The 22,450-nt window shown below is 62.9% G+C and carries 14 protein-coding genes, 1 tRNA gene and 2 pseudogenes; 10 read left to right on the top strand and 7 right to left on the bottom strand.

What is annotated here, in order from left to right; all coding sequences use genetic code 11:
- Positions 1-2,199 (bottom strand): acylase, encoded by a 2,199-nt coding sequence (locus NCG91_RS01400; protein WP_251348260.1) that lies wholly within the window; start codon positions 2,197-2,199, stop codon positions 1-3.
- A 14-nt stretch (positions 2,200-2,213) separates the two neighbouring features.
- Positions 2,214-3,050 (bottom strand): hypothetical protein, encoded by an 837-nt coding sequence (locus NCG91_RS01395; protein ID WP_251348259.1) that lies wholly within the window; start codon positions 3,048-3,050, stop codon positions 2,214-2,216.
- A 227-nt stretch (positions 3,051-3,277) separates the two neighbouring features.
- Between NCG91_RS01395 and NCG91_RS01390 the strand changes: the two genes are divergently transcribed.
- From NCG91_RS01390 to NCG91_RS01380, 3 genes are all read left to right on the top strand, one after another.
- Positions 3,278-3,970 carry a hypothetical protein gene (locus NCG91_RS01390; RefSeq protein ID WP_251348258.1) on the top strand — a complete coding sequence of 231 codons (693 nt, stop codon included), beginning with the start codon at positions 3,278-3,280 and terminating at the stop codon, positions 3,968-3,970.
- A gap of 36 nt (positions 3,971-4,006) precedes the next feature.
- The gene (locus NCG91_RS01385) at positions 4,007-4,453 is read left to right on the top strand and encodes a DUF2939 domain-containing protein (RefSeq protein WP_251348257.1); all 447 of its coding nucleotides are present in this window, start codon (positions 4,007-4,009) and stop codon (positions 4,451-4,453) included.
- A 128-nt stretch (positions 4,454-4,581) separates the two neighbouring features.
- Positions 4,582-5,082 carry a DUF2939 domain-containing protein gene (locus NCG91_RS01380; RefSeq protein WP_251348256.1) on the top strand — a complete coding sequence of 167 codons (501 nt, stop codon included), beginning with the start codon at positions 4,582-4,584 and terminating at the stop codon, positions 5,080-5,082.
- Positions 5,083-5,112: 30 nt separating this feature from the next.
- On the opposite strand, the gene NCG91_RS01375 is transcribed toward NCG91_RS01380, so the two are convergent.
- On the bottom strand, positions 5,113-6,450 hold the full coding sequence (locus NCG91_RS01375) for a polysaccharide deacetylase family protein (protein WP_251348255.1): 1,338 nt from the start codon (positions 6,448-6,450) through the stop codon (positions 5,113-5,115).
- Between the two features lie 267 nt (positions 6,451-6,717).
- On the opposite strand from NCG91_RS01375, the gene NCG91_RS01370 reads away from it, so the two are divergent.
- The 4 genes from NCG91_RS01370 (at position 6,718) to NCG91_RS01355 (ending at position 10,223) form a co-directional block, all read left to right on the top strand.
- Positions 6,718-6,930, top strand: a complete 213-nt coding sequence (locus NCG91_RS01370) for a hypothetical protein (RefSeq protein ID WP_010399127.1) — start codon at positions 6,718-6,720, stop codon at positions 6,928-6,930.
- 11 nt (positions 6,931-6,941) lie between these two features.
- Complete coding sequence (locus NCG91_RS01365) at positions 6,942-7,337, top strand: nuclear transport factor 2 family protein (RefSeq protein WP_251348254.1); 396 nt, start codon at positions 6,942-6,944, stop codon at positions 7,335-7,337.
- A gap of 399 nt (positions 7,338-7,736) precedes the next feature.
- The gene (locus tag NCG91_RS01360) at positions 7,737-10,034 is read left to right on the top strand and encodes a TonB-dependent receptor (protein ID WP_251349203.1); all 2,298 of its coding nucleotides are present in this window, start codon (positions 7,737-7,739) and stop codon (positions 10,032-10,034) included.
- A gap of 102 nt (positions 10,035-10,136) precedes the next feature.
- Positions 10,137-10,223: transfer RNA gene (locus NCG91_RS01355), tRNA-Leu, on the top strand.
- Positions 10,224-10,945: 722 nt separating this feature from the next.
- On the opposite strand, the gene NCG91_RS01350 is transcribed toward NCG91_RS01355, so the two are convergent.
- Positions 10,946-11,161 carry a hypothetical protein gene (locus NCG91_RS01350; RefSeq protein ID WP_251348253.1) on the bottom strand — a complete coding sequence of 72 codons (216 nt, stop codon included), beginning with the start codon at positions 11,159-11,161 and terminating at the stop codon, positions 10,946-10,948.
- A pseudogene (locus NCG91_RS01345) lies at positions 11,158-11,541 on the bottom strand (phage portal protein); the annotation flags it as partial. The gene NCG91_RS01350 and the pseudogene NCG91_RS01345, both read right to left, overlap by 4 nt.
- 331 nt (positions 11,542-11,872) lie before the next feature.
- Here NCG91_RS01345 and NCG91_RS01340 point away from each other — a divergent pair.
- From NCG91_RS01340 to NCG91_RS01330, 3 genes and pseudogenes are all read left to right on the top strand, one after another.
- Positions 11,873-11,977, top strand: a pseudogene (locus tag NCG91_RS01340) (IS5/IS1182 family transposase); the annotation flags it as partial.
- Positions 11,978-12,505: 528 nt separating this feature from the next.
- A complete protein-coding gene (locus NCG91_RS01335; protein ID WP_251348252.1) occupies positions 12,506-14,773 on the top strand; it encodes a phosphocholine-specific phospholipase C in 2,268 nt (755 codons plus the stop codon).
- A 243-nt stretch (positions 14,774-15,016) separates the two neighbouring features.
- Positions 15,017-20,059, top strand: a complete 5,043-nt coding sequence (locus NCG91_RS01330; protein WP_251348251.1) for a diguanylate cyclase domain-containing protein — start codon at positions 15,017-15,019, stop codon at positions 20,057-20,059.
- A 42-nt stretch (positions 20,060-20,101) separates the two neighbouring features.
- Here NCG91_RS01330 and NCG91_RS01325 read toward each other — a convergent pair whose 3' ends face one another.
- Both NCG91_RS01325 and NCG91_RS01320 read right to left on the bottom strand, forming a co-directional pair.
- The gene (locus tag NCG91_RS01325) at positions 20,102-21,601 is read right to left on the bottom strand and encodes a nucleobase:cation symporter-2 family protein (protein ID WP_251348250.1); all 1,500 of its coding nucleotides are present in this window, start codon (positions 21,599-21,601) and stop codon (positions 20,102-20,104) included.
- Between the two features lie 627 nt (positions 21,602-22,228).
- Positions 22,229-22,408, bottom strand: a complete 180-nt coding sequence (locus NCG91_RS01320; RefSeq protein WP_251348249.1) for a hypothetical protein — start codon at positions 22,406-22,408, stop codon at positions 22,229-22,231.
- Positions 22,409-22,450: the final 42 nt, after the last annotated feature.

Here is a 22,450-nt window from a genome sequence, read left to right as displayed (position 1 = left end):
CTATTTTCCGGGGTGGTACCTGCGCTCCAGGTGCTTCGCCACGTCCTCGGGATAAAACAGCACATCCTTGAATTCGCCGCGCGCATACATGGCCGCCTGGTCCCGGAAGTGCGGCGACTTCGGGTCGCCGCTCTGGCCGCCGGCGAGGATGCTTTTCGCCTTGATGCGGGGGCCGAATTCCACTGCCGCCACAAAGCTGTTGCCGCGCTCGCCGTAGATCCTGCGCGTGGTGCTCTTGCTGCTCTGTCCATACGCGGCCAGAGCACCCCAGTTGCCCGACGCGTAAGGCACGGGCAGGCTGGCTTGCGCATCGTCAAACGGCTGCACGATGTCGCCCGTCAGGCGCTGGAAGCGGTTGATCTCGCCCCACGGCGTTTGCCAGTGGCCGAAATCGCGCTGCAGTTTATCGGCCGCCGTCGCCAGTGCAGCCAGCCGCTGCGCCGCCGTGACCTTGTCCGTCGCCAGAAAATCGACAACGGGCACGCCCTGCTCGCGCGCCTGTTTTCCTGCCAGCTCGGCCAGCTCCTGGCCCCAGAACACGGCCAGCGAGGTGGCGGTGGAGTCCAGCGCATAGCGCCAGTCCCAGGCCCGCAGCAAGGCCACCTTGCCGGCCAGCGCCAGCTTGTGCGCGTCGCCCGCCGGCAGCGCATCGTATGCCGCGAACAGGGGCGGCAACAGCGCTTCGAACGCCGTCAGTTCGCTGTCGTACGAGGCGGCGATCAGCTTGTCGAGCGTGAAATCCTTCTGGTTCTGGAAAACCTTGACGGCATGCAGGCCGCGCGCGTTTTCGCCGTACACGGACATGTAGGCGGGATAGTCGCTCTGGCGCGGGCTGTGGGCGCCGGCCGCCGAATACGGCCAGTTGTTCGTGTTCTGGATCCAGCCATTCTTCGGATTGAACAGGGTGATGGTTTGCACCACCGTGTGCAACCCTTTCCATTCCGTGGCCGGGTCGCTGCCGTCGACAGGCTGCTTCCAGTTGAAGCGCGGGTCGCGCACGGGGATGAAATTGCCGTGAAAGTAGGCGATATTGCCATCCGCATCCGCATACACCGTGTTGTTCGACGAATTCGTGCGCAATTCCATCGTTTGATAAAACGCAGCATAATCGCGCGCCTTGGTGCGCGTGTACGACTGCATCAAAGCCTTCAACGGTTCATGCATCAGGCGCACGGCCACCCATTTACCATCCTGCGCGCGCACGATGGGGCCGTGGTGGCTGTAGTGGACGGTGATGGTCTTCGATGCCATGCCGCCATCGGCCAGTTTGTAGGGCAAGGTGATGGGCACGGTTTTCAAGGGGCGCAAGCCGCCGTCATAGCGGTAGAACCAGGCGCCGTCCTTGTCGACGATGCTTTCCAGGTATTCGTCGATGACGTCGCCGCCGCCCGAGGTGTGCATCCAGCCCAGGCGCTCGTTAAAACCCTGGTAGACGAAGAACTGGCCCCAGGTGACGGCACCATACGCGTTCAAGCCTTCGCCGCTGGTGACCTGCACTTCGGGACGGAAGTAGAACGAGGTGTGCGGGTTGATCATCAAGAGCGCATGGCCATTTTTGGTGATGGCGGGCGCGATGGCGAAGCCGTTCGAGCCGCTGGGCTCGGGATCCAACCCGGTCTCGATGCTGGCCAGCGCCACGGCGGCAGGACTGGCCTGCTGGCCGTAAAACGCTTCGAGCTGCGCCAGGTTGATCGATTCGATATCGCCGCCGATGCTGCCCTCGCTGAAGCTCAAGGCCATCCATGGCTCGAAATGCGCGATCAGCCGCGGTTTGACCTGCGGATGCGTGGCCAGGTAAAAATTCAGGCCATCGGCAAAGGCGTCCATCAACTTGCGCAGCCACGCCGGGCTGGCGCGGTACTGCGCCTGCAGCTCAAGCGGGTCGATGAAGAGCTTCATGCGCAGGTCGCTGTACAGCTCCCGTTCCCCTTCCACTTCCGCCAGGCGCCCCATGGCGTTGATGTAATTGAGTTCCACGCGGGGGAAATCGTCTTCGGCCTGCGCATACATCAGGCCAAATACGGCATCCGCATCCGTCTTGCCCGTCACATGGGGCACGCCCCACGTATCGCGTGCGATGCTGACATTGGCCGCCTGCGCCTGCCAGCGGGCCATGTCCTTGACAGAAACAGCGGGTGCGGCCAGCACGGGAATACTGGCGACAGCAACTGAGGCAAACAGGGCACTGCTATGTAACATGCCAAAACTCCAGATCAGGATGCGTCAATCAGGGCCGCGATGCGCTGGTTCAACTCCACATTTTCCGCCTGCAGCTGCGCCACCTTCTGTTTCAGGCTGGCGATCTCGCCGCGCAGGCGTTCCGTTTCGGACGGCGCCTGGGCCGCGTTCTCCGCCCACGGCTCGTTGCCCGTTTCCGGCGTGTCCTGCGATACATGCACCTTCGGCTCGCGCGGCGTGCGCGTGGCGGCGCGCTGTTCGCGGATTTCCTTGGCCGCCTGGCGCAGCAGTTTTTTACCGCCGGCGACGGCCGCCACCTGTTCTTCCGGCGGCAGGGATGCCACGGTGGCCGCCGCATTGATCGAGATCGTGCCCGAACGGACGGCTTCCACCAGTTCCGGCGACGCCGCCTTCTGGATCTTCTCGATCTGGCTGATCTGGTTGCTGCTCAATCTCGCCGCCTTGGCCACCTCTTCGCGCGTGCTCATGGGTGCCTTCGGCGCGTTTTCGCCTTCCGGCGCATCCTGGGCGCTGACGGGTGCCGGGCTGCGCGCGGCGACGATTTCCTTCTTGCGCAGGGCCAGCACGCCGCGCTGGAAGTCCGATACACTGCGGCGCGCCAGGTGATTGTCGATCATCCACAGCATGACGTCGTCGAGCGAGGTAAAGCTGGTGTTCTGGATGGTCTTGAATTCGATGCCGTGCTGGCGGCAGATGGCGTAGCGGTTATGCCCGTCGATCAGCACGTCGTTCCACAGCACCAGCGCATCGCGGCAGCCTTCGGCCAGCAGGCTGCGCTCGAGCGCCGCGTACTCGCTGGCGGTGAGCGGGTCGATATACGACTGCAGCACCTGATTGATAGTGATATTCATGGTTGTCCTCAATATTGCGGCGCGATGGTCCGCGCCGGCACGAATGCTACACCATCCGCCGCCCATCCAGCTGATCGAGGTCCGCCATCGGCCGTCACAATGGAAAAAAGCGCATTTTCCCTTTCTTTCATAGGCAACTGAACTTATCATTTGGCAATATTTAGCTACCCTTCCCCTTAATCGCGCCGGCTTGTGCATGAGCGCGCCCAAGACAAACAAAGAAATCAATGAAAAAGTTATACCGCGTCGCCATCGCTGCGCTGCTACTCAGCGGATGTGCCACCATGGAAGTCCGCGAGACGACCCGCACGATGGAGCGCATCGGCCATGATCCGCAACTGAACATCGTTTCAAAGGTCACTGCTGGTGAAGCGCTATTGTCCACATTCCAATACACAAGCAAAACGGGCTATCAGATCTACGATGGACGCGCCGTGTCCATCGGCGGCGGCCGCGTTGCCGTCATCGAGGGCGACTTCCTGTACCGCGCCGATATTGAAGGCAAGCCCGCTTACTGCACCGAACGCCAGGTCTTCAACATGCTGCTGCCCGGGATGACCAGGAATGCCTGTTTTGCCGACCGCAACAATGATGGCCTGCTGGACCAGGTGATGGTCGCCAGCGATCTGATGTGGTGGCACGAAGATGTCAACCCCGGCATCAAATTCGGCCCGGGAGTGGAAACCGCGCCTATCGACAGGTCCATCAATTCGCAGTTGCTATATCAGGGCTACAGCAATCACACCTTGCGCATTGCCTACAGAGAATATGCAGGCGACCTGGCACGGCCGTCGTTTTCGCAAGACTTGTCGTTTGAGATCACCAGTTTTCCCGCGGAAGTCACCTTCCGGAAAATCCGGATCCAGATACGCAGCGCAGGAAATCAAGGTTTGGAATACCAGATCCTTGGCGGCTATTGACCCCCGCGTGCAAGCTGCGACCCAACGAGCCATAGCATGAAAAGAAAGTACGCCACCGCACTCATTTTTGCCGTCGCTGCCATCGGCTTCACCTGGGTCAGCCCCTATATCGCCATGTACCGCATCAGCATCGCGGCGAAATCCGTGCGCCTGGAAAACCTGGCGCAGCAGGCCGACCTGCCCGCCGTGCGCGCCAGCGTGGCGCGCCAGCTGCGGGCGGCCGGCGAAACGGCCAATGAGGACGATTTCAAGGAAATGCTCGACACCATCGTCTCGCCGCCCGGCATCACGGTATTGATCCTGCATGGCAAGCACGGGGCGGACGGCAAGCGCCACGACTTCGGCATGGCGTACCGTTCATGGAACGAAGTGGTGCTGCGGCGCAGCGGCGCCGGGCCCGCCGCCAGCCAGTTTTTACTGCGCCGCCATGGCATCTGGGACTGGAAACTGACGGACATCACCTTGCCGCCGGAATTACTTTAAAGAAACTTGATCTAAAACAACACTTACTTAAACCTCTATATTGATTTTGGGAAATATTATGTAGAATGCCAACACTTCAGGCGCACCGGGTCGCCAGGCATCCGAGAGATCGCACGATGAAAAGAATGATGCTTCTCGCTGTAGTGGCACTGGTCGCGCTGGCCGGCGTCTTCTATGGCAGCCCGTATTTCACCATGAACAAGATTCGCACGGCAACGATGGACGAAGATACCCAGGCCCTCGCTGCGCATATCGACCTGCCCCAGCTGCGCGGCAGCCTCGGGCAACAACTGCACACCCTGTTTTCGGCGCCCGAAGTGGCCGACGACATCAGTCCCGACGTCATCGCCCCCTTGCTCGATACCATGCTGATGCCCGAAGGCATCGTCGCCTTGATGAAGCTCAATGACCGCTACGAAAAACCGCTCGCCAAGGTCAGCGACATCAGCGGCCGCAAGCGCAATACCAAGCCCGACTACAAACTGCGCTACACCTCCTGGGACAGCGTCGTGGTGCAGCGCGCCCACAGCAAAAGCCATATCGGCGAACTGACCCTGGCGCGCGACGGCCTGTGGCACTGGAAGCTGGTGTCGGTGGCCCTGCCGAAGAACTTGCTGGCCGACGCCTGAGGCGCCGGCGCAGCCCTGCTCCCGGGGCGATCAGCGCCGGTCCGTCACCCTGCCCGTCGTATCGGCAAACCAGCGGCTATGCGACACCACTTGCAGCGCGCCGGCAGCCACTTGCCCCGCCAGCCATGCCAGCAATTCATCGATGACCGCATACGAAGTCTGGTAGTCGGACGTTGGCGTCCTGACGATATCGTGGCCGTTGACAAACACAAAGCTGTCGTCGCCCACCGCCGTCTGGATCGCCGCCTGGACTTGCGCAAAGCTGGCGTCGTTTGTCAGGTTGACCGTGGAAGTGTTGAGGATGTAGGCATCCTTGTCGTTACCAGTGAAAAACATCTGGTCGAAGCCGCGCTCGGCCGTATAGCCGGCGCCGCGCGCCGACAGGAAACCGGCGGCGCGCATGGCGTTGATGGCCGTGTTCGTCCACAGCGATTCGACCCACGCATGGTGCGATGGCCCGTCGCCACCGATACCGGCAGCGCGCATCTTGTCCCGCCCCACCTGCAGCGCGGTGACGTACTGGGCCGAACCCTGTACCGCCACATTGTCGTGCACGCTCTGGTGCAGGGTAAAGTCGAACAGGCGCGACGGATCGTCGAAGCGCGCCTTCATGCGCTCGGCCGACATGTAATCGGGCTGCCCCAGCAGGGACGTGACGATGGCAAACGAGGCCGGCAAATCATAGTATTTCAGCCGCTCCATCAGATACGTATCCCAGGAGGCATAACCATCGTCAAAGGACAAGATGACGGTGGGCAATTTACGCTTCGGCAACGCCGCAACCATGCCCAGCCAGATGGTTTCCGGCTGCGTCGTGGCGGCGGTCAGCTGCACGGTAAATTTCCCGCGCGACAGGTTTTGTGCCGTGGGCGTGCCCTCGCTATCGAGCGGCGTGGCCAGCTTGGGCACCCACCACTCATTGTTGACGAACATCAAGGTGTCGGCGGCGGCGGAACCGCCGTAATGCAAGGCATTCAGAAAGCCGGACCAGAAACTGCTGTAATCGCTGTTGCCCAGGTAAATCATGCCCCCCGTCTGCATGATGGCGGCATTCGTCGAGCGCAGCGCGAAGGAAAAGCGTTGCAAATCCCAGTTGAACGGGATGCGCGGCTGGCCCTTGCCGGCAGCGCCTGTCGTGCCCACTTTCACGACGGTACCGGCAGGCAAGCCGGCTGGCAGGTCGATGCGCAAGGAGGGGTAGCCATCCTTAAACGACACGGCGGCATCGAGCGACACCATGCAACCCGATGTCACATCGCTGTCCCAGAAGGACAGATCGTGCGTGGGCATGAATTCCAGCGGCGTATTGGTGACCGGCGGCGGGGGCATGGAAAAGCGGGGCGGGGCGTCAGGGTACTGGCTGGACATGGTGCGGCTTTCAAAAGTAGTGCGCGCGGCGCCGGCGGAACAAACGCTGCACGGCAGAAAAGGATCAATCAACATTGCCTTGCCAAGCTTTTTCGCCAGGAGTGCTTGTCAACTATATCACTTGATTGCCATTATGCAAATAAATAATGAAGCCCGGTCATGCCTGCCGCGGCGGCCATGGCGCAGCCCGCGCGCCAGGCCGGCACGGCATCGCCCAAGCCTGCGCGGCACTGCTATCATCGAGCTTTGATTTCCATCGGAGGCTCCATGTCAGACTTGGTACAACACGCACTGGCCCACGCGGGCAAACCGGCCACCACGCCTTGGGTGGTGACCCTGATCAGCGGTGAAAAACTCACCGGCCCCATTTCCCCGCTCAGCGACGGCTGCTACGCCATCGGCCTGGGGCAAATCAAGTATTTTTCCAGCGACAAGGTCGCCTGCCTGAATGTGTCGGGCGCGGGCGCGTTTCCCATCTGAAGACCTTGGCAATGGACCACACGCGGGAGCAGACGCAGGACGGCGCACGCCTGGCGGCGCAGTTGCAGGCGCTGGAAGCGGCGCTGCAAAGCCGGGCCGTGCGCGCCGACAGCGCCAGGCTGGCAGCGCTGCTGGCCGACGAGTTCGTCGAATTCGGCAGCTCGGGCAAGCTCTGGACACGCGCCGCGACCCTGGCGGACTTGCCGGCAGAAGATTTTTGTCCGCGCAGCATCAGCGATTTTCAAGCCCGCCTGCTGGCCGAGGATGTGGCCTTGGTGACCTACCGCTCGCAGCGCCACGCCAGCGGCGCCCTGCCCGCCAGCGCCAGCTTGCGCAGTTCGCTGTGGAAGTGGCGCGATGGCCGCTGGCAAATGATTTTTCACCAGGGCACGCCCATTCCCGGCTGATCCGCACAGGGGATGGCCGCCACCGGCACCGTCCCCTGTCGCGCAGCAACAACACGCCCCTGCCGAAAAAAATCCGCGGCAGCTGTTGTATTTCCAGTGCCCGGGCGCGGGCCGCGCGGCAACAGCCCTCCCTCTGTTTGCGTTTCCGCAGGAAACCACCATCGCCACGCCAGGCCACTTTGCGCTCGCGCAAGCCTGCCGGCACTCCACTATGCACCCGCCAAATATTGACGACAAATACGATTTTATTCGCGTATTCAGTCGAAAAACATATGAATGAGCGCGCCTGAAAAATGGCATGAATACCAAAACTTTCCGTGCTAGCATGATTTTTCGTCCAGCTGGCCAGCGCCAGCTTGCAGCGCCCCAACAACCTTCACCGACAGGAGCCGTTTCATGATGACACCGCATGCCAGCACACGCGCCAGCACAATACGCCACACCCTGATTGCCCTGGCAATCACTGCCGCCTTCCCCCTGCAGGCGATGGCGCAGGACAGCGTCCCGCCGCCAGCCACCGACGCGCCTGCCGCTCCGGTGGCGCAAGCCGGTCCTGGCCAGCTGGAAACGGTGATCGTGACGGCGCAGCGGCGCGCGGAAAACATCAAGGACGTGCCCATGTCCATCGCCACCCTGAAGGGCGACAAGCTCGACACCCTGACGGCCGGCGGCGCCGACATCCGCTTCCTCAACAGCCGTTCACCCAGCGTCTCCGTCGAATCGGATTACGGCCGCACCTTTCCCCGTTTCTACATTCGCGGCCTGGGCAATACCGACTTCGACCTGAATGCCTCGCAACCGGTGGGCCTGGTGATGGACGACGTGGTGCAGGAAAACGCCATGTTGAAAGGTTTTCCCGTGTTTGACGTGGATCAGGTCGAGGTACTGCGCGGCCCGCAAGGCACCTTGTTCGGCCGCAACTCGCCGGCCGGCGTGATCAAGTTCGATTCCGCCAAGCCCGTCTTCAAGACGGAAGGCTACCTGAGCGGCGGCTTCGGCAAGGATGGCATGAAGAACCTGGAAGGCGCCTTCAACGTGCCCGTCAGCGACACGGTGGCCCTGCGCTTTTCCGGCCAGACGCAGCGCCGCGACGATCGCGTGCACAACCCGCGCCCTACCGGCACGCGCGACTTCGAAGGCTATGAAGACAGCGCCGCCCGCCTGCAGGTACTGGTCAAGCCCACGCGCGACTTCACCGCCCTGTTCAACGTGCATGCGCGCAACCTCGACGGCACGGCCACTTTGTTCCGCGCCAACATCCTGAAACAGGGCACGAATGACCTGGTCGACAACTTCGATTACAACTCCTACCCAACCGACGGCATCAACCGCCAGCACCTGAAAACCAAGGGCGGCAGCATGCGCCTGAAATGGGACTTGCCCGGCGTCACCCTGCATTCGATCACCGGCTACGAAAAACTCGATTTCTTCAGCCGCGCCGACGTCGACGGCGGCTATGGCGCCGTGTACGCCCCGCCCATGGGTCCCGGCTTCATCCCCTTCGTCGTGGAAACGGCCGACGTGATTCCCAACCACAAGCAGATTTCGCAGGAATTCCGCGCCGAATCGTCTGCCCGCGGCCCGCTGCAATGGATAGGCGGCTTGTTCTACTTCAAGGAAGATATCCAGATCGACAGCATCAGCTTTGACAGCCTGGCGCCCGGCAATCCGCAAAACAGCGCCTACGCCACGCAAAACCAGAGTTCGAAGTCGTACGCGGCCTTCGGCTCGCTCAACTACACGGTCTCGGACACCCTGAAGCTGCGCGCCGGCCTGCGCTACACGAGCGACAAGAAAGATTTCTCGGCCAAGCGCGTGGAAGCGACCACGGCAGGCCCATTCAACTTGCACGACACCTCGCACAACGTCAGCTGGGACTTGAGCGGCACCTATGTGCTCACGCCGGAAACCAACGCCTACGCGCGCATCGCCACCGGCTACCGCGCGCCGTCGATGCAGGGCCGCCTGAACGGCCTGGCCGACCGCCCTTCGTTTGCCGGCGCCGAAAAGGCGCTGTCCGTCGAGGCGGGCATCAAGCAGGACCTGTTCGACAAGCGCGCGCGCCTGAGCGTGGCCGTGTTCCAGTACCGCGTCAAAGACAAGCAGCTGACGGCCGGCAGCGGCGCCGTCAACATGAACCAGCTGATCAACGCCGACAAGGCCACGGGCCGCGGCGTGGAACTGGATTTCCAGGCGAATCTCAGCGATTCGCTCAGCATGACCCTGGGCGGCAGCTACAACCACACGGAAATCCAGGACAAAAAACTGTTCGTGCAAAGCTGCGGCAACGCGCAAAACAACCCGGCCAGCGGCTGCACCGTCACCGATCCCGTCGGCCCGTTCAAGGGTACGGCCTACATCGACGGCAACCCGCTGCCCCGCGCACCGGAGTGGCAGACCAACTTCACCCTGAAATACAGCATTCCCGTCGCCAATGGCGAGTTCTACGCCTACACGGACTGGGCCTATCGCACCAGCTACAACTTCTTCCTGTATGAAGCGAAGGAATACAAGGCCAAGGAACTGCTGGAAGGCGGCTTGCGCGTCGGCTACAAATGGGACAAATACGAAATCTCCGCCTACGGCCGCAACATCACCAACCAGATCCAGTCGCTGGGCGCCATCGATTTTGACAACCTGACGGGCATCATCAACGAACCGCGCACGTACGGGGTGCAGTTCAAGGCGACGTTCTGACGGCAGGCAGATGAAACCATGCTGTCCGGCGCAAACCGGACAGCATGGCTCAGGCACAAGATGGCATTATGGGCATCACCTGTGCTAGAATCTCGCCGCGCTGCCCGGATGGTGAAACTGGTAGACACTGGAGACTTAAAATCTCCCGCCTGTAAGGGCGTGCCGGTTCGATTCCGGCTCCGGGCACCAGCGCACAGAATTCAGAAACATCAAAAAAGCCATTAATCCCAATACAATCAACGGGTTAGTGGCTTTTTTTACGTCCCGACATTTCCCTTGATACAGATTAAACCCGACAAAAACCAGTGGCGATTACGCCAAATTTACGCCTTGATCGCGCCTCAACGAGAGGGATGCATGGCTTCACTCAGGAAACGGGTTGGCGGCTGGCGGGCGGAGATCGCCATCCTCGGCACACGGGAATCTAAGACATTCAGCACCTAGGCCGAAGCTGCGGCCTGGGCGTCGGAACGCGAAACCGAAATCCGGCGCGGCGCCGACAGCGGCATCGTCATCGGGAAAAGCTGCGGCGACGCATTCGATAGGTATCTGGAAGAAGTCTCAATCCACAAGCGTGGCGAACGCTGGGAGCGGCTGCGCCTCAACGCCGTCGGCGAAGTGCTCATTGGCGGCCAGAAAATCAAAGATATCAAACTGGCCGCCGCACCAGTCCTCATGCGCCTTCGGCCATGGCGAAAATTTGAGTCAAAAGACCCTTAACTAGCGGGCAGGTGTGGAGGAGGGACAACTGCGCGCGCCGGGCCGAAATGGGCTTTTTTCTTGCTTCTGGTACAACATCAATCCTTGGGACGTGAAAAAAACGCCTCGTGGGCGGCTTGTGGGATGGCTGGGGCGCTCCGGCGCGGCTGGCCTATCGCAGCCCAGCCCTGCCGGCTATCGCGGCGTGGCGGTCATCCTGGGCGGCCGACGCGCGCCTTCGCCGCCTGCTCCTTGTCGTAGTCATCGCGGCAATCCACATCGCAGAACAGCAGCGCGGGCGCCAGCGCCTCGTCGCAGTAGTGGCAGCAGCCATGCGCCATCAGACCCGGCCGGCGCCGCACGGCGGCCAGGCCGCGCGCCACCTCGGCAAAGATGATCTTGTCGGTGTTGTCGATATGGTCGCTCATGCCGCGCCCTCCGCCTTGGCCAGCTCATACGGGGCGAACTTCACCACTTCCACGCCGGCCCATTCGTTGATCGCCATGAACTGCGACTGCAGCGGCACCAGCTCATTGCGCGCGAAGACGCGCGCGGCCGGTTCAACGGCGCCGAAGCCGCCGGCATTGTTCGGCAGGATGCCCATGAGCTGGGGCGGCACGCGGTGCGCGGCCAGCTGGCCGTCGCGCGTGATGCTCTTGATGTTGAAAAACTCGTCCTTGGCAGCCACGTCCGACACCGGAAAAATCTGGATGCCGTCCTTCTTGCCGCTCGGCGCGTGCATGAACAGCTTGCGGAAGTTGCCCGCCCCCCTGCTGTCGCGCATGGCCTGGTGCAGGCGGTCCACCTCCCGGGATAAGAGGATTCCTATGCTAAAGAGCTGCGTTTAATCAACATCATCGATTGCAGGACGAATAAACTTCCATGCATGCAGCAGCAGCAATGATGTGCATGGAGAGCTGGCGCCTCTGTTGCAGTTGAATGCGCACCGCTACGAACATTGTGCTCATGCCCCTTTGCCAAACTTTTTTCTGCGGCTCACCCGTTCATGCATTTTCTTGCATGAGATTTAGAGAGTTCATTCGATTTCCTCAAGAAGCACTGATTAATTCATCGGCCGCCATTCCCTGCGGCGCGTTCATCTGAGACAATATAAATACTCTCCCAGGGCGCCATCGATCATGCAAAAGAGCTTTTCCGACCTTGAGTCCCCCGCCAAGAAAAAGCTGATCCGACGCGACCGCGTCCTGTCCCTGATCGACAGCAAGCCCCCTTGGGGCAAGTTGCCCGGCACCGCACGACAGCAAATGCGCTGGATCGGCTCGCCAAACTGCCCTTTGAGACGTCAACCTTGCTAATAAAGAATTGAGCGGCACTTCCCTGGTTCCGGGTATTGCAGTGGAATACCCATGAACAAACCTGCGGCAGTGGCCAAGACTGGGTGATCACGCAGCACATCCAGGCAGGTCGTTACGTTTGCAATCAACCTTTTGCCTACCCAAATGAAAACAGCTTCCCCAACCTTGCATCTGTCGCGTGACCGCCTCCGGCTCGTCCTGTCCCTGTCATGGCTGTGCGCATTGGCGGCCTGTGGCGGTGGAACTTCGGCCTCGGCTCCGACCCTGAGCCCCAGCCAGCCTCCGCCTCCGTCGACGTGCGAGAAGTCGCAATGCGCCCCCGCTCCCTGACATGCTGAACGCCAGGCGTCCGGTTGACCTCCAGGGTCGACCTGCCCGCCTGCGCGGGCTTCGCCAGGCGCCCTGCGCCACCTGACCACCTATCCACCCAACATCGCTAGCTGCTGCCACTCCACCATGTCCACAAACAATTCCAAACGCCAGTTCCTGCGTAATTCGTTCGGCACGATGGCGTCCCTTGCCGCCTTGTCGGCATTCCCGCCGGCGATCCGGCGCGCCCTGGCGATCGAAGCCAATAACGTCACGGGGACGATCAATGATGTTGAGCATGTCGTCATGATCATGATGGAAAACCGCTCATTCGATAGCCACTTCGGCACCTTCAAGGGCGTCCGGGGCTACGGTGACCGATTCGTCGCGCCGTCGCCGAACGGAAGCAACATCATGTACCAGACCCATACCCAGACCAAACCTGCCGGAACGTATATCCCCTTCCACCTTGATGAAACCAAGGGCAATGCGCAACGCGCTGGCAGCGCACCGCACTCATGGGGCGACTCGCAGGCAGCGTGGGACCATGGCCGGATGAATCGTTGGCCAGATTCCAAGGGTTCCCTTTCCATGGGATATTTCGATACGGCGGAGGTGCCGTTTCAACGCGCGCTGGCCGACGCCTTCACCGTCTGCGACCACTATCACTGTGGCATCCACGCGGGGACAATTGCAAACCGGCTATTCTATTTTACTGGCACAAACGGTCCCAACGGCCGGAACCCCATCGATGGCAAGAAAGTGGAGATAGCGGTACTCGACAACCAGTACAACGTCGGCAACAACATCGGACCTTCGAGCGAAGGATGGACCTGGACGACGTATGCGGATCGCCTGGAAAAGGCCGGAGTGCGCTGGAAGGTGTACCAGAGCCTGGTCGACAACTTTGGTTGCAACGAAATGACCAGTTTTCGCCACTGGCGTGCTGAAATTGAAAAACTTCCCGCCAATCGCCGTCCGCTCCATGCTCCCTCCTCCGACATCAGACAGGATGTCACCCGCGCCGGCCCCTTCTATGACGCCGGCATCGACGACGCCCTCAGCCCGTTGGCCAAGGGATTCCACAACACCATGCCTCGCGGCTTCCTGGAAACCTTCCGCGAAGACATCTCCAACGGCAAGCTACCAGCCGTTTCCTGGATCATTGCGCCTTCAGCCTACTGCGAGCATCCGGGATACTCCAGCCCGGCCCAGGGCGGCTGGTATATCCAGCAGGTTCTCGATGCGCTCACGGCGAATCCTGAGGTGTGGAGCAAGACCGTGCTGCTGATCAACTATGACGAGAACGACGGTTTCTTCGATCACCTGCCACCACCGTGCGCGCCATCGCTCAATCCTGACGGCAGCGTCGCAGGCGCCACCACGCTCAGCTCGGCCGATATCGCGGTGGAATATCACAACCACCAACCGGCGACCAATCTTCAGCCAGGCGTTGATGGTCGGCCGTACGGACCAGGACTGCGCGTGCCGATGTGGATCGTGTCACCGTGGAGCCGTGGCGGCTGGGTCAACTCGCAGGTCTTCGACCATACCTCGGTACTGCAATTTCTCGAGAGGCGATTCGGCGTCCTCGAGCCGCAGATCAGCGCCTACCGGCGCGCCGTCTGTGGCGACCTGAGCTCTTGTTTTAATTTTGTCAACCCGAATGCAGGGGTGTTGCCAACGCTCACCGGGCATGGCAGCAAGGCGGAGGTGGATGCGCTGGCACTAAGCCAGGGCAAGGCGCGCGCGCTGGCGAGGCCGTTGGCGTCTACCACAGCCAAGTTACCGGTGCAGGCGGCAGGGACCCGCCCATCGCGTGCCCTGCCGTATGTATTGCATGTAACGGCCCGCGCCGACGCCGGCACAAGAAAAGTGACACTGGTGTTTGCCAACGACAGCAGCAACCAGGCTGGCGCGGTATTTCACGTGTATGACGAGTTGCATCTGGACCGGATTCCGCGGCGCTATGTCGTAGAGGCCGGCAAGACGCTGGAGGGCAACTGGGACGCGGCGTCCGATGGCGGTTCGTACCGCCTGTGGGTGCTCGGCCCGAACGGCTTTCATCGCCACTTTGTCGGTGACCTCAAGGAACAGGGTGACCCCAGAGGTCCGGAAATTCAGGCCTGCTACATGACGTGCAGCCCCACTGAACTCGCGCTCAAACTGCACAACAAAAGCAGCGCGCGTTGCTTGTTCACGGTTTCGGCAGAAGCCTATCGAAGCGATGGCCCCTGGACCATCGAGGTAGGTGCCGGTGAGGTGGGATCCTTTCACTGGTCGTTGGCCGACAGCGGCAACTGGTATGACTTCTCGGTGACCTGCAGTACTCAGAAGACTTTCCGGCGCCGCGTCGCAGGGCGTATCGAAAATGGCAAGGATTCCGTGAGCGACCCATCCCTGGGACGTGCATAACTCAAAAAATTGCTCCTGAATCGACAAGGCTGCGGCGCATGCACCCCGACGGGGGATGCGCCGCGGCTTCCTGCTGTCATCTCGATCCATTTCCGCCCCCGCTGACGTTTTTACAACAGCCCCCATCGCCCCGCGCTCTCCCCCCCTCGACTCCCTACTGATATAATACTAACAATCAACTAGTACTCCGAAATGTGCGCCTCAAGGCTCCCGCAACCGTCTGTGTACCGCTAAGCCCAGCCCATGCGCTCCCTTTTCGACCACGAGATCATCAAACAGCTCCACAGCGGCGCCCGCTCGCGGGTTTACCGCGCCCGGGCCGCCGATGGCACTGCGCTGATCGTCAAGATGCCGAATCAGCCGTTCCCCTCCTTTCAGCAGCTGGCACAATTCAAGCGCGAATATGCGATCGCGGGCCGCTGCCGCCATCCGGGCGTGGCGCATCCGCTGGCGCTGCAGCTGCACGGCGGGCGCTGGACGATGATCCTGGAAGATACCGGCGGCCTGGCGCTCGACCAGGTGTTGCGCGCGCAGGTGGCGGCGCGCAGGGCGCCGTCGCAGCCCGCATTGGCGCTGGATGATTTTTTCGACATCGCGCTGCAACTGTGCGCGGCGCTGGACGAGGTCCATCGTCAAGGCGTGATCCACAAGGACATCAATCCTTCCAATCTGGTGTGGAATGCCGAACGGCGCCTGCTGCAGCTGATCGATTTCGGCATCGCCTGTGAACTGCCCTACGAAAGCCATGGCATCGTCAATCTCCAGACCCTGGAAGGCACGCTGCGCTACATGGCGCCGGAGCAGACGGGGCGCATGAACCGGCGGGTCGATTGGCGCGCCGATTTCTATGCGCTCGGCGCCACCTTGTACGAAATGCTGACCGGCCAGGCGCCGTTCGAGACGGGCGACGAGATGGAACTCGTGCATTGCCACATTGCGCGCAGCCCGGACTGGTCGCACCCGGCGCTGGCCAGCTTGCCTGGCCAGCTGCTGCCGATCATCCAGCGGCTGCTGGAAAAAAATGCCGATCAGCGCTACCAGAGCCTGCAAGGCTTGCGCAGCGACCTCGAAGCCTGCCGCGCGAACAAGCCGGCGCAGGCGCTCAAGCTGTCCGACCACGACGGCCGCTTCCTCGTGCCGCAAACGCTGCACGGGCGCGAGGATGCCATCGCCACGCTGCTGGCGGCGTTTGAGCGCAGTGCCGCCGGCACATGCGAGATGCTGCTGGTGGCCGGCCATTCGGGTATCGGCAAGTCGGCGGTCGTCAACGAAGTGCAAAAGCCCATCATCACCCGGCGCGGCCGCTTCCTGTCCGGCAAATTTGACCAGCTCCAGCGCGACGTGCCGTATGCCTCGCTGATCCAGGCCTTCCAGGGGCTGGTACGCCAGTTGCTGGATCAGCCGGAAGAAACGCTGCGGCAATGGTCCGCAAAACTGCACGAAGCCCTGGGCAGCGGCGTGGGCGTGATCGTCGAGCTGATTCCCCAACTGGCCTTGATCGTCGGCCCCACCGACCCGCTGCCCGCGGCGGCGCCGGCACAGGCCCAGCTGCGCCTGGACCGCCTCTTCCCCCGCTTCGTCGAAGTCTTCGCCTGCGCCGGGCATCCGCTGGTGCTGTTCCTCGACGACCTGCAATGGGCCGATGCGGCCACGCTGCGGATGATCGAGCTGCTGATGGTCTCCTGCGGCAAGAGCTGCATGCTGTTCATCGGCGCGTACCGCGATAATGAAGTGGGCCCCGCGCATCCGCTCAGCGCGCTGCGCGACAAGCTGCTCGCCCGTGACGTGCGCCTGTCGATGCTGTTACTGAGCGCACTGACCGAGCCGCAGGTGGCGCAAATGGTCTCGGCCACCGTGCGCGTGGCGGCGCCTTACTGCGCGCCACTGACCAGCATTTGCTACCGCAAGACGGCCGGCAATCCCTTCTTCCTCAACCAGTTCCTCGCCGCGCTCAACGAGGCGGGCCACCTGCGCTACCGGCCCGCCGACGATTGCTGGGACTGGGACCTGCCCGCGATAGAACAGGCCGGATACGCCGACAACGTGGTCGAGGTGCTGCTGGAGAAAATCCGACGCCTGCCCGGCGTGACGCAGCACCTGCTGCAACTGGCCGCCTCCAGCGGCAACCGCTTCACGCTCGACACGCTCACCCTGGCAGTGGACCGCGCTCCCCGGCAAACGCAGCAGGACCTGTGGCCGGCGCTCAGGGCAGCCTTGATCCAGCCGCTCGACGAACGCTATAAATACGTCAATGGCGACACCGCCGCGGGCAACAGCGGCGTCAGTTACCGCTTCCTGCACGACCGGGTGCAGCAGGCAGCCTACCTGGTCGCCGATGCCGGCGCGCGCGCGGCCAACCATCTTCTCATCGGCCGCCTGCTCCTGTTGCATACGCCGCCGGAGCGCCAGGACGAGACGCTGTTCGACATCGTCGAGCAGCTCAACGCCGGCCGCGCGCTGATCGGCGAGGCGGGCGAGCGCGTGCAGCTGGCGACGCTCAATCTCCAGGCCGGCGTCAAGGCGCGGCGCTCCGCCGCGTTCCAGTCCACCCTGGAGCACATGCGCATCGGTCTCGGCCTGCTGCCGGCGGACGCATGGAACGCCCACGCCGGCCTCTGGCTCGAGCTGCAGCTGGGCGCCGCCGAAGCGGCCTACCTGTGCGGCCAGTTCGAAGCTGCCGAAGCGATCTATCCACTGGTGCGCGCCCGTGCCTTGAGCCCCTTGCAGCAGGTACGCTGCATAGCCATCCAGGCGCACCAGTATCAGTTGCAGGGCCGCCTGCTCGACGCTATCGCCGTGCAGCGCGACGGCCTGGCGCAGCTGGACATCGACATTCCGCACGATGTGGCGCACATGAAGGCGCGCTTCACCGACATTCTCGCCGACATCGGGCGGCAGCCCGGCGCGCATGCGCCCGAGACCTTGCTGGCGGCGGCCGACATGTGCGAGCCGGACGCGGTGGCCGCGATGCAGATGATGCAGGGCCTGTGGATGGCCAGCTACTACGCCGGCCAGCAGGATCTCAGCGCGCTGATGGTGGTGTCGATGACGCGCCTGTCCATGCAGCGGGGGACCAGCGATTTCAGCGCTGTCGCGTATGTCGGCTACGCGATGATGCTGGCGCTGTACAGCGGCGACATCGCGCGCGGCTACCACTTCGGCGCGATGGCGATGGCGCTGGCCAGGCGCCGCGCCAACCTGCAGACGCGCACGCTCACGGGGCTGATGTTCGGCGCGCTCAGCAACCACTGGACGCAGCCGCTGCGCAGTTCCGACGCCCTGTACGAGGAAGCGTTTGGCTGGGCGCTGGAAATCGCCGATTTCGTGCAGGTCGGCGTGGTGGCCGCCGTGCGCGCCACCGACCGGATCATCCTCGGCGACTACCTGCCGCACTTGATGCACGACATCGAGCACGACCTGGCGCTGATGCGCGCCAACGGCCAGCAGGCGATGGCCGATTGCTGCGTCGCCGCCGCGGTCCAGCCGATCAAGTGCCTGACGGGCCTCTTGCCGCGCCATGACAGCTACGACGATGCGGTGTTCAGCGAGGCAGGCTTCCTCGCACGGTATGGCGACTCGCACCTGTACCGCGCCTACTTCTTGCAAGGGAAGATCCGCAACTCCTACCTGTTCGACAACGCCGACGCCGAACCGCTGGCCGGCCAGCTCGGCATCGTCACGCAGATCATGCGCGGCCAGGCCAAGGTGGCCGAGTGCAGCTTCTACGCCGCGCTGATCCTTATCCGCGCGTTGCGGCGCGCTCCCGCGCGCACCGATGCGGGCGATCTGTGCGCCGTGATCGGCACGCTGCAAGCGAGTCTCGCCGAGTGGGCCAGGCAAGGCTCGGACAATAGCGCTGCCAAACACCTGCTGGTGATGGCCGAGATGGCACGCTACCGGGACGATCTGCAGCTTGCCACGCGCCTTTACCAGCAGGCGATCGACGCGGCTGGCCTGGCAGGTTACGTCAACATGCAAGCGCTGGGCAATGAACTGTGCGGCGAATGCTGGTGCGACCAGGGGCAGCCGCGCGTGGCAGCCGTCTTCATCGGGGACGCCATCGCGCATTATGGCCAGTGGGGCGCGGAGGGCAAAGTGGCGCAGCTGCGGGAGCGCCATGCCGCGCTGCTGTCAAGGATGGATGGCCGCGGCACGCAGCGGCATTCCGTCTCCCACACGCACGGCAGTTCCGCGCTCGACTTGGTGTCGCTGCTGAAGGCGGCACAAATCCTGTCGAACGAAGTCGGCCTGCGCAACGTGCTGACACGCCTCATTGCCATCGTGTGCGAAAACGCCGGCGGGCAGGTAGCGCGCCTGCTGCTGCTGTCCGAAGGCAGCTACCAGCTGGAGGCCAATATCGATGGCGATGGCGTCACCGTCCTGCAGGCGCGCCAGCTCGACCTGAACGCCGCCAGCGACCCGCAATTTCCGCTGTCGCTGCTGCGCTACGTCATCCGCACTGGCGCGGAGGTGATCGAAGACTGCATCACGCGAGGTTCTCGCTTTGCCGCCGACCCGTACGTGCAGCTGCACCTGCCGCGCGCCGTCATGTGCCTGCCGATCCGGCACGGCGGCCGGATCGACGGCATCCTGTACTTCGAGAACCGGCTGGCCGACGCCTCGTTTACGGAAGAACGCGTCGCATTCCTGCGCATGCTCGGCGCGCAGGCGATGATCTCGATCTCCAGCGCCAGGCTGCATGACAGCCTAGAACGGCGCGTTGCCGAGCGCACCGGGCAACTGGAAGAGGCCAACCGCAAGCTGGCGACCCTGTCCATCACCGACGGCCTGACGGGCCTGTCGAACCGGCGCCATTTCGACGACGTGCTGCGCACCGAATGCGCGCGAGCCACGCGCGTCGGCCAGCCGCTTGCCGTCGTCATGCTCGATGTCGACTACTTCAAGCTCTTTAACGACCGTCACGGCCACCAGGCCGGTGACGCATGCCTGATCCGGGTCGCGCAGGCGCTGGCGGCCGGCATGCGGCGCGCAGGCGACCTGACGGCGCGCTACGGCGGCGAAGAGTTTTCGATCGTGTTGCCGAACACGGGCGCGGACGAAGCGCGCCAGATCGGCGAAGTGCTGCGGCGCGCCATCGAAGACCTGGACATCGTCCACGCGAGCACAGAAGCGCAGCAGGTGACGATCAGCGTCGGCATCGCGGTCCAGTCGGCGCCGGGCGCCGCCGATCCTGACGCCCTGTTGCGGCTGGCCGATGCCGCGCTGTACCAGGCCAAGGATGCGGGGCGCAATTGCGTGGTGCTGAGGATTCTGCCGCCTGGCTGACGCATGCGCCCCCCGCCTTTTTTCATGGCGCGGGGCGGCGATTCACTCGCTGCCATGGGTGTGCTCGCGCGCCTGCTCCCGCGCCTTTTCCTGCGATGCCAAGCCGTTGAAGAACAGATTGAGCAGCACGGCGACGATGGCGGCCAGCAGGATGCCGCTGTGCAGCAGCGGTGACAGGGCCTTCGGCATGTGCTGCGCGTACTGTTCCGCCACCAGCGGCAGCATGCCGAAGCCGATAGCCAGGGCCACGATGAACAGGTTGTTGCGGTTGCTCTTGTAATCGACGCCGGCCAGGATGCGGATGCCGGTGGCGGCGACCATGCCGAACATCACCAGCCCTGCCCCGCCCAGCACGAACGCCGGCACGGCTTCGGCCGTCTGCGCGATCTTCGGAATCACCCCCATGACGAGCAGGATGAGGCCGGCCGCCACGCAGACCCAGCGGCTGCGCACGCCCGTCACCCCCACCAGGCCCACGTTTTGCGAAAACGAGGTGTAGGGAAAGGTATTGAAGATACCACCGATCAGGGTGCCCAGGCCATCGACGCGCAAGCCGCGGCTGATATCGTCCTGCGTGATGCGCTTGTCCGTCATCTCTCCCAGCGCCAGAAACATGCCCAAGGACTCAATCATGACGACGATCATCACCAGGCTCATGGTGACGATGGCGACCACGTCGAAGGTCGGCATGCCGAACTGGAACGGCGTGACGATGGCAAAGGCCTTGGCGCCGGCCACTTTGGCGAAATCGGCCTTGCCCAGCGCAAACGACAGGGCCGTGCCGGCGATGATGCCGATCAATACCGCGATATTCAACAGGAAACCGCGGCCATATTTGGCCACCAGCAAGATGACGGCCAGCACGAAGAAGGCGATGCCCATGTTATCCAGCGCCCCGTAGCCGGGATTGGCGATCAGGGGCACGGGACCGGCTGGCGCGGGCAAGCCGGCCGCCGTGGCGGCAGCGGCCATCTTGAGGAAGGCGGGATCGGCGATTTGCGCCATGGCGGGCGGCCCACCCATGGTCCAGTTGACGCCCACGCGCATCAGCGACACGCCGATCACGGCGATGATGCTGCCGGTGACCACGGGTGGAAACAGGGCCAGCAGGCGGCTGATGAAGGGAGCGATCAGCATGGAAACGACGCCGGCGCCAATCACGGCGCCAAAGATACCCGTGATGCCCAGGGCGGGATTGTTCGCCATGGCCAGCATGGGACTGACGGCGGCAAAGGTGACGCCCATCATGACGGGCAGGCGGATGCCGAAGTACTTGCCAATTCCCAGGGACTGGATCAGGGTGACGAGGCCGCAGCAGAACAGGTCGGCACTGATCAATGCCGCCACCTGCTCGGGCGGCAGCTTGAGGGTGCGGCCGACGATCAGCGGCACGGCGATGGCGCCCGCATACATGACGAGCACGTGCTGCAAGCCCAGCGTAAACAGTTTGTCGGTCGGCAGGATTTCATCAACGGGCGATGGCGCGGCAAGCACCGTGCCGGGCACGCTGCGATGGATGGATTTCAGACGGGGAGAGGCCATTTACGCTCCATTTCCTGGGTTACCGCGGCCCGGATGGACGCAGGTGAAAGGGAAAAGCAAGAGAGAAACGGGACGACAGGAAGACACTGGCGGCGGATGAGGCATACGAAGCTCCTTGGATGGGACGACCAAGGTATGCCATGCACGCATCGTGCCAGGTGGATTGTATACAAGAATCGTGCCGAAAATCGCCAGAGATCAGGCAATTTGACGATGGATGCACCGTTTTCTCGCATGCCGCCACCCGCCTGCACCAGAAGGCGGCACAAGGCGGCGGGGCGGGCAGGCCGCTGATGGCTGATGGCTGATGGCTGATGGCTGATGGCTGATGGAGGTTGGCAGATGGCAGATGGGTGGAGGTGGAGGTGGAGGTGGAGGTGGAGGTGGAGGTGGAGGTGGAGTTGGAGTTGAAGTTGGAGTTGGAGTTGGGAACTGGAGTCTGAAGCTGGAACCTGGCGACTGGTGCTGAGAGCCTATCCCAGTAGAGGCATACATCCCCTGCTGGTGCCTCTCGGAAGCGAAGACTGCATTGATCTTCGTCGCGTGGCTCGCCACGCGTCCCCCTAACACCTTGTCCGCGGTCCTGATGCGCTGCCAGCAAAAGACGCTCCCTGCCGGGATAGGCGCTTAGCCACCGGAGCAGGCATCAAGCAGCGTTTCCAGCTGGCGCACATGGGCGGCACGCAATTGCTCGCGCGCCAGCAAGGCTTGCACTTGCTCGAAGATGCCGTGGGATGGCACCGCCGGCAAGGCGGGAGCGGCGGGGCGCGTGGTAATGCATGGCGCGCTGACCGGCCAAGTTTCCACCTTTGATGCCGGCACCCATGCCGCACAGCCGGTCAATAAACT

Origin of the sequence: Janthinobacterium kumbetense, from assembly GCF_023703445.1 — a bacterium.
Lineage (GTDB): Bacteria > Pseudomonadota > Gammaproteobacteria > Burkholderiales > Burkholderiaceae_D > Janthinobacterium > Janthinobacterium kumbetense.
This window is presented reverse-complemented; position numbering and strand designations above follow the sequence as displayed.

Coding starts and splice junctions, on each gene's coding strand:
- NCG91_RS01390 (WP_251348258.1), top strand. CDS start 3,278: ATGAAAAAGTTATACCGCGTCGCCATCGCTGCGCTGCTACTCAGCGGA.
- NCG91_RS01400 (WP_251348260.1), bottom strand. CDS start 2,199: ATGTTACATAGCAGTGCCCTGTTTGCCTCAGTTGCTGTCGCCAGTATT.
- NCG91_RS01330 (WP_251348251.1), top strand. CDS start 15,017: ATGCGCTCCCTTTTCGACCACGAGATCATCAAACAGCTCCACAGCGGC.
- NCG91_RS01380 (WP_251348256.1), top strand. CDS start 4,582: ATGCTTCTCGCTGTAGTGGCACTGGTCGCGCTGGCCGGCGTCTTCTAT.
- NCG91_RS01325 (WP_251348250.1), bottom strand. CDS start 21,601: ATGGCCTCTCCCCGTCTGAAATCCATCCATCGCAGCGTGCCCGGCACG.
- NCG91_RS01360 (WP_251349203.1), top strand. CDS start 7,737: ATGACACCGCATGCCAGCACACGCGCCAGCACAATACGCCACACCCTG.
- NCG91_RS01335 (WP_251348252.1), top strand. CDS start 12,506: ATGTCCACAAACAATTCCAAACGCCAGTTCCTGCGTAATTCGTTCGGC.
- NCG91_RS01375 (WP_251348255.1), bottom strand. CDS start 6,450: ATGTCCAGCCAGTACCCTGACGCCCCGCCCCGCTTTTCCATGCCCCCG.
- NCG91_RS01385 (WP_251348257.1), top strand. CDS start 4,007: ATGAAAAGAAAGTACGCCACCGCACTCATTTTTGCCGTCGCTGCCATC.
- NCG91_RS01350 (WP_251348253.1), bottom strand. CDS start 11,161: ATGAGCGACCATATCGACAACACCGACAAGATCATCTTTGCCGAGGTG.
- NCG91_RS01370 (WP_010399127.1), top strand. CDS start 6,718: ATGTCAGACTTGGTACAACACGCACTGGCCCACGCGGGCAAACCGGCC.
- NCG91_RS01365 (WP_251348254.1), top strand. CDS start 6,942: ATGGACCACACGCGGGAGCAGACGCAGGACGGCGCACGCCTGGCGGCG.
- NCG91_RS01395 (WP_251348259.1), bottom strand. CDS start 3,050: ATGAATATCACTATCAATCAGGTGCTGCAGTCGTATATCGACCCGCTC.